This is a genomic window from Acidovorax sp. GW458-11-26-14-TSB4 (genome assembly GCF_059423865.1).
This window is the reverse complement of record NZ_JBWKYR010000001.1, coordinates 1,015,177-1,028,008: the sequence shown is the minus strand read 5'-3', so window position 1 is coordinate 1,028,008 and position 12,832 is coordinate 1,015,177. Positions and strand designations below refer to the sequence as shown.

The following is a 12,832-nucleotide window of genomic DNA, read 5'->3' as shown; positions in this document are numbered from 1 at the left end:
CGCGATCGCCCTTCAATGAGCCCCAACCAGATCATCGTTCTTGCCACCCCGGTCTTCTTTGCGCTGATCGCCATAGAACTGGCGGTGGGCTACAAGCGCCAGCGCATCACCTACCGGCTGCCCGATGCCATCAGCAGCATCAGCCTGGGCATGCTGAGCCAGACCAGCGCAGTGTTCACACGGCTGCTGCGCATAGGCATCTACACGGCCGTGTTCGAGCATGTGGCCCTGTGGCGCAACGATGCCTTCTGGCTGAGTGTGCCGGGCTGGCTACTGGCCCTGGTGTTCTACGACTTCTGTTACTACTGGCTGCACCGCATGGGCCACGAGTCGGCCGTGCTCTGGGCCGCGCACGCGGTGCACCACCAGAGCCAGGATTACAACCTCTCGACCGCGCTGCGCCAGACCAGCTCGGGCGCCCTGCTGGGCTGGTTGTTCTACGTGCCCATGGCGCTGGCCGGCGTGCCGCCGCTGGTCTTCGCCATCGTGGCGCTGGTCGACCTGCTCTACCAGTTCTGGGTGCACACCGAGCAGGTGGGGCGCCTGGGGTGGTTCGACCGCTGGTTCTGCAGCCCCAGCAACCACCGCGTGCACCATGCCGTGAACGACATCTATCTGGACAAGAACTACGGCGGCATCCTGATCCTCTGGGACCGCCTGTTCGGCACCTTCAAGGACGAGGACGACCGGGAGAAATGCGTGTACGGCACGCGCGGCCTGCTCAACAGCTGGGACCCGCTGTGGGCCAATGCCCAGGTGTACGCCAGCCTGGCACACGACAGCTGGCATGCGCGCAACTGGCTCGACAAGCTCCGGGTCTGGATCAAACCGCCAGGCTGGCGCCCGGCCGACGTGGCCGAGCGCTTTCCCAAGCCGGCTTTCGACATCGGCAACATGCCGCTGTACCACCCGCCCATGTCGCGCGCACTGCAGTGGTTTGCCGGCGTGCAGTTCGCGCTGATGCTGGCGGGCGTGGCGGCCTTTCTCTGGCAGGCCGACTCCGCCCCTCTGGTCGACAACGTGGTCTGGTTCACCACCCTGCTGGCCGCACAATGGGCCCTGGGCGCGGCGGTGCAGGGGCGCATCGGCATGGGGATGGCGCTCATGATCGAATCGGCGGCCCTCGCCACAGCCACCAGCGTGCTCGGGCTGCAGGAATGGCACTGGCTGTTCAAGCCGCTGACCATGGTGGTTGCCATTGCCGTGGTCGTGGGCCACCTGCGCGAGACAGATGCGGGAAGACGCATCGGCGGCACCGAGGGCCGCTGGCTCATCGCCGCGCTGGCCGGCTCCCTGGCTGGCGATGTGTTCCTGATGTTCAGCGGCTTCTTCATCCCCGGGCTGGTGGGCTTTCTGCTCGCCCACCTCTGCTACATCGTGCTGTTCCGCCAGGGAGTGCCCTGGTTCGCGCGGCGCGGCGCACTGGTGGCCACGCTGGCCATCGGCGTGGGCATGTATGCCTTCCTTTGGCTCGGGGGGCTGCCGGCAGCCCTGCGCGGGCCTGTGGCGGCCTATGTGCTGGTGATCGCCCTCATGGCCGCCCAGGCCATTGGCCGGGCCACTGTGCTCGGTGGACGCGGCGCCTGGCTGGTGGCCATCGGCGCAGGCTTCTTCATGCTCAGCGATGCCACGCTGGCCACCAACCGCTTCGTGCAGCCCCTGCCGCTGGCCCAGCTTTGGGTGCTGGCCACCTACTACATCGCGCAGGTGCTGATCGTGGCGGGCATGCTGGACCAGGCCCCGCCCCAGCGCTTCGTGCCGGTCAGCGGGGAAGGTTCTGCTGCGAGCGCTGCAGTGCCGCCTGCGGGATATGCAACGCCCCGGCCATGACCAGGGCGCCCAGGGCCAGCAGGAACCAGGCACTCAACAGCCAGAGAAAGGTGTCGGCATTGCGCTGGCCCGGGTGCGACTGCAGGTTCAGCGCCGCCACCTCCTCGACCACTCCGGCCAGCCCGCGCCCAGCCACATAGTGGTAGGCCGCACCGCCGAGCGCCCACAGGCCGATGGCCAGCAGCGCCACGCCGATGCAGGCCAGGCCGGCACGTGGCCGCTTGCCTGCGCCGAAGAACCACAGCCCGAGCGCCACGCCCAGCGCCGCCGTGCCCAGCCACCAGGCCTGCAAGCCATCGCCCGCCACGGGCAGCACCCATGGCCAAACCCAGGGCAGCGGGGCCAGCAGCCATTCGGACCGCGGCGCCAGACCCGGCCAGATGCCCAGTGAACCCCACATGCCCGGCGTGCTCAGCAGCCACAGCAACAGGCTGATGCCGGCCAGCGCCCCCGCAGCCAGGTAGGCCCGCAGGCGCCAGCGCGCGCAGCGAAGGGGTCCCCAGGACGGCAGGTGGCGCCCGGCCAGGTAGGTAGCCCAGGCAGCAGCCAGGCACCAGACGCTGGCAGCACCCCACACGGCCACCCATCCGGGCAGGTCCTCGAAGCCCTCGAACAGGAACAGCGCAAGTTGGCCATAGACCACCCCGCCCAGGCCATGCAGCAGCATGGTGCCCACGACCAAGGCAAGGCCGCAGGAGTTGAGGAGGCGCTGCTCGGGCGCCAGGGCGTCCCACTCGGTCTTCCAGGCCGGCGACCAGTTCACGCCCGTGCCACGGCGCACGGTCCGGGCCTTGGCGCTTTCGCGCAGCTGCTTGCGGCGTTTGCTGGAGCGGGCCATGGGCGAGCAGCTCCTGTGGCTTTCAGCTCTCGAACAGGTCCTGCCCACCGGTCTTGGGCGGCGTCACCCCCAGGTGGCGGTAGGCGGCCAGCGTGGCCACGCGACCGCGTGTGGTGCGCTGCAAGAAGCCCTGCTGGATCAGGTAGGGCTCGATCACGTCCTCGATGGTGCCTGCCTCCTCGCCGATGCTCGCGGCGATGTTGTCCAGCCCCACGGGACCGCCGTCGAAGCGGTGCACCACGGCTTCGAGCAGCTTGCGGTCCATCACGTCAAAGCCCTGCGGGTCCACATCGAGCATGGCCAGGGCGCGGTTGGCGATCTCCTTGGTGATGCGGCCATCGCCCTTGACGTCGGCATAGTCGCGCACCCGGCGCAGAAGGCGGTTGGCGATGCGCGGCGTGCCGCGCGAACGGCGCGCGATCTCGAAGCCGCCCGCCTCGTCCATCGGGGCATTGAGCAGCCCGGCACTGCGCTGCACGATGCGGGCCAGCTCCTCGGCGGTGTAGAACTCCAGCCGCGCGACGATGCCGAAGCGGTCGCGCAGCGGGTTGGTGAGCATGCCAGCGCGCGTGGTGGCCCCCACCAGGGTGAAGGGCTGCAGGTCGAGCTTGATGCTGCGTGCCGCCGGGCCTTCGCCGATCATGATGTCGATCTGGTAGTCCTCGAGCGCGGGATAGAGGATTTCCTCGACCACGGGCGAGAGGCGGTGGATCTCGTCGATGAAGAGAACGTCGTTCCTCTCCAGGTTGGTCAGCAGCGCGGCCAGATCCTTGGGCTTTTCGAGCACGGGGCCGCTGGTCTGGCGCAGGTTCACCCCGAGTTCGGCCGCGATGATGTGGCTCAGCGTGGTCTTGCCCAGGCCGGGCGGGCCGAACAGCAACACGTGGTCCAGCGCCTCCTCGCGCTTGCGCGCCGCGCCGATGAAGATCTCCAGCTGCTCGCGCGCCTTGGCCTGGCCCACGTACTCCTGCAGCAGCTTGGGGCGCAGGGCGCGCTCGATGGCCTCTTCCTGCGGGGAAGCGGGCGCGGCGGACACCACGCGCTTGGGCGGCGGTACGGGGGCGAAGTCGTCGGTCTGGATGGTCACGGTGGTTCTATCGGAATCTGATTCACGCGGGAGCATGAAGATCGGAACTATATAACCCGGGAGGAACCCCAGGGTTAAAGTAAGTGCGTGCGGCGCCGATAGATGAAGAAGCCCATGAAAAAGACGATGCCTGCGCCCACCCGCCTGCCCCGGCCACTGCTGCTGCAACTGCTGGCCGCTCTGGCCGCCTGCGGCGCCACCGCTCTGACCGCGACCGCGCAGACCGCGGCGCCTGCGCCCTCGCGGGCCGCCAGCGGCACCATCCGCATCGAGAACCCGCAGGACAAGGCCACCCTGGCCACCCGGATCGACGAGGCCATCCAGCGCGCCAAGGCCAGGAATGCGGCCCCCACCCCGCCGGGCGCACGCCGGCGGGCCGAGCCCATCCCCAGCGTGGAGGTGCGCATATCCGCCGAGCGCCCGCGCCAGCCGGCCAAGGCCGCAGCCCCCCCACCGGTTCCACCCCGGCCAGCCGTGCAGGACCCCGGCGCCAGCCGCCGCTACATCCAGACACGGGCGGCCGAGCTGGCCGCCGCTGCACCGCCTGCGCCCCCGCCACCGCCCGCCGACCCGCGCACGGTGCGCTGGGACCATGGCAGCGGCGACAGGGGCCCCGGCGCCTGGGGCAGTCTGCACCCGGACTTTGCGGCCTGCAGCCGGGGCACGCGGCAATCGCCGGTCCACATCACGGCCCCGGACGTGGCGACCGGCCCGGCCGACCCCTTGCCCTTCGGCCACCAGTTCTTCGGTGGCACGGTGTGGAACACAGGGCATGGCCTGGAGCTGGAGGTGGAGGGCGCCAGCATCCTGCCGCTGCGCGGTGCCCCCTGGCGCCTGGTGCGCCTGCAGTTCCGCCACCCCGCGGAGGAGCGTGTGCACCTGCAGAACCACCCCATGGCCACCGAGCTGGTGTACCAGGGCCCGAGCGGCCAGATGGCCGTGGTGAGCGTGCCCATGCAGCTGGGCAGCCCCAATGCCTTCATCTCCCGCATCTGGATGCACATGCCGCTGGACGCGCAGGACCGCGTGCGCCTGCCGCAGCCGGAGCTCTCGCTGGGCGAGCTGCTGCCGCAGGACCGGCGCTACTACCAGTACGCGGGCTCCCTGAGCACCCCGCCCTGTACCGAGGGCGTACTGCGCATCGTGATGAAGACCCCGGTGAACGTGGGCCTGGAGCAGCTGCGCCTGCTGCAGCGTGTGTCGCAACCCAATGCGCGCCCGGTCCAGGCGATGAACGGCCGCCTGGTCCGTGAAGCCCAGTGAATCGTCTGTCTACTTGGCCAGCGACTTGAGCGCCAGCTTGATGCCATCGCTCACGCCCACTTCGGCCGGCAGTGCCTTGAGCGCGGCCGCCGCCTCCTTGTCGTTGTAGCCCAGGGCCAGCAAGGCCTGCAGGATGTCGGCCTGCGCGTCGCTGGCGGCATGGGTGCGTGCGCCGCCCACGTCGGCGCCCAGCTTGCCCTTGAGCTCCAGCAGCAGGCGCTCGGCGGTCTTCTTGCCGATGCCGGGCACCTTGACCAGGCGCCCCGCCTCCTGCAGCGTGATGGCCTGGGCCAGATCACCCACGCCCATGCCGCTCAGGATGGACAGCGCCGTGCGCGGGCCCACGCCCGAGATCTTGATCAGCTCGCGAAAGGCCTGGCGCTCCTCGGCCGTGCCAAAGCCATACAGCAGTTGCGCATCCTCGCGCACGATGAACTGCGTGAGCAGGCTCACGCGCTCCCCCACGGAGGGCAGGTTGTAGAAGGTGCTCATGGGCACATTCACCTCGTAGCCCACCCCGTGGCAGTCCAAAAGCACCTCGGGGGGATTCTTCTCCAGCAGGGTGCCGGTCAATTTGCCTATCATTGATGTCCTTTGCCGGCGCCGGCGTGACCGGCCATGCCGTCACTTCTTGCGTCTTTCCATTGCCTGACGGGAATTATCAGCGTGATCCTGCGCCATACCTTCACTCCCCACAACAACACCCGGCTCACACACCTGTGCGGGCCAGCCGATGCGCATCTGCGCACCATCGAGGTGGCGCTGCAGGTGAGCATTGCGCACCGGCACGAGCAATTCAAGGTCGACGGCCCCAAGGCCAAGGCCACCCAGGCCATGGAGCTGCTGCAGGCGCTGTACGAAATGGCCGAGCGGCCCATCCCCGAGGACCATATCCAGCTCATGCTGGCGGGCGACAGCGAACTGCTGGAGGCGCCGGACGGTGCCATCGTGCTCAATACGCGCCGGGCCGACCTGCGCGGGCGCACGCCCACGCAGAACCTGTACCTGCAGAACATCGCCACGCACGACATCACCTTCGGCATCGGCCCGGCAGGCACGGGCAAGACCTACCTGGCCGTGGCCTGCGCGGTGGACGCGCTGGAGCGCAGCACCGTGCAGCGCATTGTGCTGACCCGCCCGGCGGTGGAGGCGGGCGAGCGCCTGGGCTTTCTGCCCGGCGACCTGGCGCAGAAGGTCGACCCCTACCTGCGCCCGCTGTACGACGCGCTCTACGAGCTGATGGGCAGCGACAAAGTGCAAAAGGCCTTCGAGCGCAACGCCATCGAGATCGCGCCTCTGGCCTTCATGCGCGGGCGCACGCTCAACAACGCGTTCGTGATCCTGGACGAAGCCCAGAACACCACGCCCGAGCAGATGAAGATGTTCCTCACGCGCATCGGCTTCGGCGCGCGCGCCGTGGTCACGGGGGACGTGAGCCAGATCGACCTGCCCAAGGGCGCGATGAGCGGCCTGGTCGATGCCGAACGCGTGCTCAAGCGCGTCAAGGGCATCGCCGTGACCCACTTCACCAGCGCCGACGTGGTGCGCCACCCGCTGGTGGCGCGCATCGTCGATGCCTACGACGCCTCGACCACGCGCCGCACCGCGGCCTCCACGCGCACGCGCGGCGAGTGAGCAAAGGAAGCCCGCCATGCCATTGAACCAATTGTCCCTGTCGTTGCAGTTCGGCCGTTTCGACGGCGCCGCTGCCCACCGCGCCGTGCTGCCGCGCCACAAGGTCACGCGCTGGATACGCCACGCCCTGGCCACCGACGCCGAGATCACCGTGCGCATCGTGGACGCCGCGGAAGGCCGCCAGCTCAACAAAGACTACCGCCACAAGGACTATGCGACCAATGTGCTGACCTTCGACTACATGCAGGAGCCCGTGGTCACGGCCGACCTGGTGCTGTGCGCGCCGGTGATCGAGCGCGAGGCGAAGGAGCAGAACAAGAGCCTGGAAGAGCACTACGCCCACATGCTGGTGCACGGCGCACTGCACGCCCAGGGCTGGGACCATGAGACCAGCGCGACCGATGCCGACGAGATGGAGGCCTACGAAACGGCCATCCTGCAGGAGCTGGGCTTTGCCGACCCGTACGATGCCAAGCCGGTGGCGCCCCAGGCGGCGAAAGCACGCAAGCGCTAGGAAGCGGCCGGAACCACCTCATCGACCGGTAGCCACCACGACAGCGCACGAGGCTTGTCGCCCCACTCGACCGTGAAGTAATTGCCTCCGCCATTGGCGGGCTGGTCCCAACGCCGTGAGATCGGGTGGCCAGCCAGATGGCAGTACAGCAAGGCCCCCACGGCACCGTGCGAGACGATGGCCACATCACCGGCCGTTGCATCCGCTGCGGCAATCGACGCCACGGCATCGGCGATGCGTGCCTGGGCATCAACCGCAGTCTCCCAGCCGCGCACCGACTCTCCTGGTTGCGCGAAGAACGCATCGGCCACTGTCTCGAACTCCGCCAGCGGAAGGTAGCCCGTGGACGATCGGTCGTTCTCGCCGAGCGCGGGCACCTGCGTGAACCCCAGCCCGCAGTGCGCCGCGAGGATGGCGGCCCCATCGATGGCTTTTTGCTCGGTGCTGCTGTAGATGGAGGACAGGTTGGCCACCCAGGGCTGTGCGAGCGCTGCCGCCATGCGTGCCCTGCCGCGCGGCGACAGGGGCCAGCGCGTGATGGGGACCTGGGGGCTGATGGCCACATCGGGGTGGCTGATGAAGTACAGGATTCGCATGGTGTGCATGGCCAGAGAACCACGTTGTAACGCAAAACACCTTTGACTTGGCAGGCGTTCCACCGCAGGTCGTGCGGCCCGTTCCCACCCTAAGATGCGCGCCACGCCTGCCTCGCGGGCGCCCTCTTCCATTCCCCCCGCTTTCGCTGGTACCCATGGCCGATATTCTCCTGCTGCTTGCCGCCGCCTTCGTGGCGGGTGCCCTCAATGCCGTTGCGGGAGGGGGCAGCTTCCTGACCCTGCCGGCCCTGGTGTTCACGGGCGTGCCGCCGGTGGTGGCCAATGCCACGGGCACGGTGGCGCTGCTGCCGGGCTATCTGGCCGGGGCCTGGGGCTTTCGCGAAGACACGGCCCCGCCGCCGGGCCTGTCGATGCGGCTGCTGGTGGCGCTGTCCCTGGCCGGCGGCGCCGCCGGCGCGGCCCTGCTGCTGGTAACGCCCGAGGCCACTTTCCGCCGCGTGGTGCCCTGGCTGCTGCTGGCCGCCACCGCGCTGTTCGCCTTCGGCCCCTGGCTGCGGCAGCGCCTGGCAGGCGGCGCCCCCTCCCCCTTCAAGGCGGTCGCGGGCCTGCTGGCCGTGGCCGCCTACGGCGGCTACTTCAACGGCGGGCTGGGCATTTTGCTGCTGGCCTTGTTCGGCTTGCTGGGGCAGACGAGCCTGCATGCCATGAACGGGCTCAAGAATGGGGTCTCGGCCCTGCTCACCGCCATTGCCGTGGCCATCTACGCGGCCGGCGGCGTAGTGCAGTGGCCCCAGGCCCTGGTGATGATGCTGGCCGCCACGGCCGGGGGCTATGGCGGGGCGCGCGTGGCACGGCACATTCCCGCACAGTGGCTGCGCGGCGGCATCGTGGCGACGGGGCTGGTGATGGCAGGTGTGTTCTTCTGGCGGCAATGAACACGGGGCACCGGCAGGGCACCAGTGCCTTAAGCTCAAAGGGCTTTTCCCCACGTACCCATGCTGCTGCGCATCCTCTCCATCCTGTTCCCGCTGTTCGCCATTGCCACCCTGGGCTATGCCGTCGGGCGGCGCCTGAAACCCGATCTGACGACCGCCAACAACCTCAACCTGTCGGTGTTCGCGCCGGCCCTGGTGTTCGGCGCCATCGCCAGCAAGGATTTCCGTGTCCAGGACCACCTGGGACTTCTGGCGGCCACGCTGCTGCTGATGGTCGGCACCGGCGTGGTGGGATGGCTCGTGGCGCGTGCACTGCGTTGGGACCCGAAGACGCTGGTACCACCGATGATGTTCAACAACTGCGGCAACCTGGGCCTGCCGCTGGCGGTGCTGGCCTTTGGCCAGGACGCGCTGGCACCTGCGGTAGCGATGTTCATCGTCTCCAACGCACTGCAGTTCTCCTTCGGCATCTGGCTGCTGGACCACCAGGCACGGCTGCGCACGGTGTGGGCGTCTCCCCCCAACCTCGCGGCCATCGCGGGGCTGGTGGTGGGCCTGGCGGGCTGGGAACTGTGGCCGCCGCTGCTCACGGCCATCCGCATGGTGGGCGACATCTCCATCCCGCTGATGCTGTTTGCGCTGGGAGTACGCATGGCGGATTCGCGCATCCACTCCATCGGCTTCGGCATCTTCGGCGCGGTGCTGCGGCCCGTGGCTGGCATGGCCATCGCCTGGGCCGTGGGCTGGGGCATGGGCCTGCCAACGCGCGAGCAGGGCCTGCTGCTGGTGTTCGGCGCCCTGCCCCCGGCGGTGATCAACTTCATCCTCGCCGAACGCTACCGCCAGGAGCCTGACAAGGTGGCGTCGATGGTGCTGATCGGCAACCTCGGCGCCCTGGTGTTCCTGCCCATTGCACTGGCATTCACGCTGCAGTAACGGCAGGGTTTCAGGCACGGAACGCAGACCTGCACACGACGGGCGCTCCTTGCCCCTCAACTCTCCGGGGGCACTGTCATGAAGGCGCAACGCGCGGCGCCGACATTTGAATCAAATTGTTACATTGGTTCAGCCGCCAGTCCATCCCCATGACCGTCCGCCTGCGCATCATCCTGCTCATTGCCCTCACCTTCCTGGCGCTGTGCGCTATCGGCGGCTTTGCGCTGTACCAGTCGTCCCGCGGCGCACAGCAGGTCAAGGCGGTGACCGAAGGGGTGGTACCCAGCACCATCCAGTCGGTGGAACTGATGGGCCAGCTCAAGGACGTGCACATTGCCACCCTGGGCATGGTGTCGGCGCCCGACGAAGCCAGTGCCAAGACCATGCACGAGGCCCTGGCCTCGCGCAAGGCCGACCTGCAGAAGGCCCTGGCGGACCAGATGCGCCAGGCCGACAGCGACGCCCAGCGCGGCCTGATCAAGGAAGCCGAGATGAGCCTGGAAAACTATTTCCAGGCCATCGACGACACGGCCAAGTTCAAGCTCGCTGGCCAGCAGGAAGCCGCCGAGGCCACCATGGCCGCCACCGTGGACCAGTACCTGCGCGAGCAGGGCCAGATGATCGAGGCCGTGCAGGTGGAAAAGCGCCGCGGCAAGGACGAGGCCATTGCAGCCCTGAACGCCAACCTGACGCAGACCACGACGACGCTGACCGCGATCACCATCGTGGCGGTTCTGGTGATGGTGGGCATCGGCTTCATCCTGTACCGCCAGATCGTCAAGCCCATCGGAGAGATGGAGCACAAGATGACCGAGATCGCCACCAGCCAGGATTTCTCGCACCGGGTGCCCGTGGCGCGCATGGATGAAATCGGCCGCTCGCTCACGGCCTTCAACCTCATGGTGGAGAAGATCCAGGAGAGCACCGAGCTGGTGCGCCGCAAGACGGCCGACATCCAGGTCATGCTGCACACCATTCCCCAGGGCATCATGACGCTGCAGGCCGGCGGCACGATCCACCCCGAGTACTCGGACCATCTGGCCAGCATTGTCGGGACCCGCAACATCGCCGGTCGCAGCGTGGGCGACGTGCTGCTCAACCACACCGATCTGGGGGCCGACGCCATGTCCCAGGCCACCACCGCCATCGACGCCTGCATCGGCGAAGACGAAATGAACTTCGAGTTCAACGCCCACCTGCTGCCCGGCGAGGTGAGCGCACGCTTTGCCGACGGCAAGGCCAAGGTACTGGACCTCACCTGGTCGCCCATCGCCTCGGCCGATGGCACCATCGAGCGCCTGATGCTGTGCGTGCGTGACGTGACCGAGCTGCGCGAGCTGGCCCGCGCCGCCCAGGCGCAGAAGCAGGAGCTGGCGATGATCGGCGAGGTGCTGGCCGTGCAGCAGGAAAAATTCCACGACTTCGTGGACGGCTCGGCCTCCTTCGTGCTGCACAACCAGCGCCTGCTGGACGGCGCAGCCACCGACGCTGCGGCCCGTGCAGCGGCCGTGGCCGAGTTGTTCCGCAACATGCACACCATCAAGGGCAACGCCCGCACCTATGGCCTGCTGCAGCTGGCCGACGCGGCGCATGCGGCCGAGCAGCGCTACGACGCCCTGCGCCAGGACCTCTCCGGCTGGGACCACGCGGCCCTGCAGACCGAGCTTGAGGCCGTGCGCCAGTCGCTGGACGCCTACGTGCAGATCAACGATACCAAGCTGGGCCGCAAGGGCCCAGGACGCCGCGGCAGCGTGGAGAAGTACCTGATGGTGCCGCGCGAGCGCATCGACGAGCTGCTGCACGCGGCGGACCATGCCATCCACAGCGGCAATGCCCATGCCACGCGGGCCATGCTGGAGCAGGTGCAGCATGCCCTGCAGCTGCTGGGCACCAGCACCCTGCACGACATGCTCGACACGGTGGTGGCTTCGCTGCCCGATCTGGCGCGGGAACTGGGCAAGGAGGCGCCCCAGGTTGCCATTGAAGACGGCGGCATGGCGCTGCGCACCCAGATGGCCGACGTGCTGCGCAATACCTTCATGCACCTGCTGCGCAATTCGCTCGACCACGGCATCGAGGCCCCCCAGGAGCGCACCGCGCAGGGCAAAGCCGCGCAGGGCCGCATCGAGATCGCCATGCAGCGTGCCGGCGAGAAGATCACGCTGCGGCTGTCCGACGACGGACGCGGCCTGAACCTGGTGCGCATTCGCGACAAGGCGGTGGAATCGGGCCTGGTCGCGGCGGACAGCCGCCTGACTCCGACCGAGACCGCGCAGCTCATCTTCGCACCAGGGTTCTCCACGGCCAGCGAGGTCACGGCCATCTCGGGACGTGGCGTCGGCATGGACGCGGTGAAGGCCTTCATCGAATCCGCGGGCGGCAGCATCGCGCTGGAGCTTCAGGATTCTGCGGCCAAGCCCGCAGGCCACGCACCATTTCAGACGGTGATCCACCTGCCCGCGCAGTACGCAGTGGCGCGCCATGCCCAGCCGGCGCGCCAGGAGGAAGCAGTGCAATGATGGAAGTATTGATGTTCCTGTGCGGCGCCGCCCTGGGCGCCGGGGCCGCCTGGTGGCTGTTGCAGCGCAGGCAGCGCCGGGCCGCCATGCAGACCGGGGAAGCGGGCAAGAACGTGCACTGGGAGATGGAGGACGAGAACGCGCGGCTCCACGCGATGGTGGAGCAGCTCAGCGCTTCGCTGCGCCAGACCGAAGCCAGCATGCAGGAGGCCATCGGCCAGTGGGAAGAGGAGCAGCGCGCGATCGAGCACAGCGCCGGCCAGCAGGCGCAGGCCGTGGTGCAGGGCGCCATGGGCCACAGCCAGACGCTGGCCAAGGCCCTGGCCGAACTGCAGGGCATCAGCAAGACCTTCGAGCGCTGGCATGCCGACATGAGCAAGCTGGTGGCGCACAACAAGGACATGCACGAGAAGAACGACGAGTTCGCCCGCATCGTGCGCCAGATGGTGATCGTGGCGCTGAACGCCTCCATCGAGGCGGCGCGCGCGGGCGGTGCCGGCCGCGGCTTTGCCGTGGTGGCCAACGAGATGCGCACCTTGTCGGTCAACGCCGAGGCCCTGTCCAAGCACTACCGCGACAACCTGTACAAGAACGACCTGATAGCCACCACCACCTTCCAGGACATGCAGGCCGGCGGCAAGATGATCATCAACGCGTCGATGGGCCTGGAGCTGACCAACCGCAAGATCCAGGCGGCACTGTGCGCCTGAACCCGACC

Annotated in this window: 12 protein-coding genes; 8 read left to right on the top strand and 4 right to left on the bottom strand. The window is 68.4% G+C overall.

Annotation, left to right across the window (positions count from 1 at the left end):
* Window positions 1-15: 15 nt before the first annotated feature.
* On the top strand, window positions 16-1,830 hold the full coding sequence (locus AC07X5_RS04955; protein WP_494769240.1) for a lysoplasmalogenase family protein: 1,815 nt from the start codon (window positions 16-18) through the stop codon (window positions 1,828-1,830).
* On the opposite strand, the gene AC07X5_RS04950 is transcribed toward AC07X5_RS04955, so the two are convergent.
* Window positions 1,763-2,668, bottom strand: a complete 906-nt coding sequence (locus tag AC07X5_RS04950; RefSeq protein ID WP_494769239.1) for a hypothetical protein — start codon at window positions 2,666-2,668, stop codon at window positions 1,763-1,765. The two genes, AC07X5_RS04955 and AC07X5_RS04950, sit on opposite strands and share 68 nt — an antisense overlap.
* A gap of 22 nt (window positions 2,669-2,690) precedes the next feature.
* Window positions 2,691-3,755, bottom strand: a complete 1,065-nt coding sequence (gene ruvB, locus AC07X5_RS04945) for a Holliday junction branch migration DNA helicase RuvB (RefSeq protein ID WP_494769238.1) — start codon at window positions 3,753-3,755, stop codon at window positions 2,691-2,693.
* 114 nt (window positions 3,756-3,869) lie between these two features.
* Here ruvB and AC07X5_RS04940 point away from each other — a divergent pair, with 114 nt between their 5' ends.
* Window positions 3,870-5,018 carry a carbonic anhydrase family protein gene (locus tag AC07X5_RS04940; protein WP_409962436.1) on the top strand — a complete coding sequence of 383 codons (1,149 nt, stop codon included), beginning with the start codon at window positions 3,870-3,872 and terminating at the stop codon, window positions 5,016-5,018.
* Between the two features lie 9 nt (window positions 5,019-5,027).
* Here AC07X5_RS04940 and ruvA read toward each other — a convergent pair whose 3' ends face one another.
* Window positions 5,028-5,603: a Holliday junction branch migration protein RuvA gene (gene ruvA, locus AC07X5_RS04935; protein WP_494769237.1), complete on the bottom strand. Its 576-nt coding sequence runs from the start codon at window positions 5,601-5,603 to the stop codon at window positions 5,028-5,030.
* Between the two features lie 81 nt (window positions 5,604-5,684).
* On the opposite strand from ruvA, the gene AC07X5_RS04930 reads away from it, so the two are divergent.
* Together AC07X5_RS04930 and ybeY are read left to right on the top strand one after the other, a co-directional pair.
* Window positions 5,685-6,653 carry a PhoH family protein gene (locus tag AC07X5_RS04930; protein ID WP_494769236.1) on the top strand — a complete coding sequence of 323 codons (969 nt, stop codon included), beginning with the start codon at window positions 5,685-5,687 and terminating at the stop codon, window positions 6,651-6,653.
* A 16-nt stretch (window positions 6,654-6,669) separates the two neighbouring features.
* Entirely contained in the window at window positions 6,670-7,167 is a 498-nt protein-coding gene (gene ybeY, locus AC07X5_RS04925; protein WP_494769235.1) for an rRNA maturation RNase YbeY, read from the top strand.
* On the opposite strand, the gene AC07X5_RS04920 is transcribed toward ybeY, so the two are convergent.
* Window positions 7,164-7,772, bottom strand: a complete 609-nt coding sequence (locus AC07X5_RS04920; protein WP_494769234.1) for a histidine phosphatase family protein — start codon at window positions 7,770-7,772, stop codon at window positions 7,164-7,166. The genes ybeY and AC07X5_RS04920 overlap by 4 nt on opposite strands.
* 146 nt (window positions 7,773-7,918) lie before the next feature.
* On the opposite strand from AC07X5_RS04920, the gene AC07X5_RS04915 reads away from it, so the two are divergent.
* From AC07X5_RS04915 to AC07X5_RS04900, 4 genes are all read left to right on the top strand, one after another.
* Complete coding sequence (locus AC07X5_RS04915; RefSeq protein ID WP_494769233.1) at window positions 7,919-8,659, top strand: sulfite exporter TauE/SafE family protein; 741 nt, start codon at window positions 7,919-7,921, stop codon at window positions 8,657-8,659.
* Between the two features lie 60 nt (window positions 8,660-8,719).
* Window positions 8,720-9,595 (top strand): AEC family transporter, encoded by an 876-nt coding sequence (locus AC07X5_RS04910; RefSeq protein ID WP_409962424.1) that lies wholly within the window; start codon window positions 8,720-8,722, stop codon window positions 9,593-9,595.
* 149 nt (window positions 9,596-9,744) lie between these two features.
* Entirely contained in the window at window positions 9,745-12,114 is a 2,370-nt protein-coding gene (locus AC07X5_RS04905; protein ID WP_494769232.1) for an ATP-binding protein, read from the top strand.
* Window positions 12,111-12,824, top strand: coding sequence for a methyl-accepting chemotaxis protein (locus tag AC07X5_RS04900; protein WP_494769231.1), 714 nt, complete (start codon window positions 12,111-12,113; stop codon window positions 12,822-12,824). Before AC07X5_RS04905 ends, AC07X5_RS04900 begins: the two co-directional genes overlap by 4 nt.
* Window positions 12,825-12,832: the final 8 nt, after the last annotated feature.

What these genes read in the sequence shown, in the direction of transcription:
- AC07X5_RS04915 (WP_494769233.1), top strand. Translation starts at nt 7,919, where the DNA reads ATGGCCGATATTCTCCTGCTGCTTGCCGCCGCCTTCGTGGCGGGTGCC.
- AC07X5_RS04955 (WP_494769240.1), top strand. Translation starts at nt 16, where the DNA reads ATGAGCCCCAACCAGATCATCGTTCTTGCCACCCCGGTCTTCTTTGCG.
- AC07X5_RS04900 (WP_494769231.1), top strand. Translation starts at nt 12,111, where the DNA reads ATGATGGAAGTATTGATGTTCCTGTGCGGCGCCGCCCTGGGCGCCGGG.
- AC07X5_RS04950 (WP_494769239.1), bottom strand. Translation starts at nt 2,668, where the DNA reads ATGGCCCGCTCCAGCAAACGCCGCAAGCAGCTGCGCGAAAGCGCCAAG.
- AC07X5_RS04940 (WP_409962436.1), top strand. Translation starts at nt 3,870, where the DNA reads ATGAAAAAGACGATGCCTGCGCCCACCCGCCTGCCCCGGCCACTGCTG.
- AC07X5_RS04920 (WP_494769234.1), bottom strand. Translation starts at nt 7,772, where the DNA reads ATGCACACCATGCGAATCCTGTACTTCATCAGCCACCCCGATGTGGCC.
- AC07X5_RS04905 (WP_494769232.1), top strand. Translation starts at nt 9,745, where the DNA reads ATGACCGTCCGCCTGCGCATCATCCTGCTCATTGCCCTCACCTTCCTG.
- AC07X5_RS04910 (WP_409962424.1), top strand. Translation starts at nt 8,720, where the DNA reads ATGCTGCTGCGCATCCTCTCCATCCTGTTCCCGCTGTTCGCCATTGCC.
- ybeY (WP_494769235.1), top strand. Translation starts at nt 6,670, where the DNA reads ATGCCATTGAACCAATTGTCCCTGTCGTTGCAGTTCGGCCGTTTCGAC.
- ruvA (WP_494769237.1), bottom strand. Translation starts at nt 5,603, where the DNA reads ATGATAGGCAAATTGACCGGCACCCTGCTGGAGAAGAATCCCCCCGAG.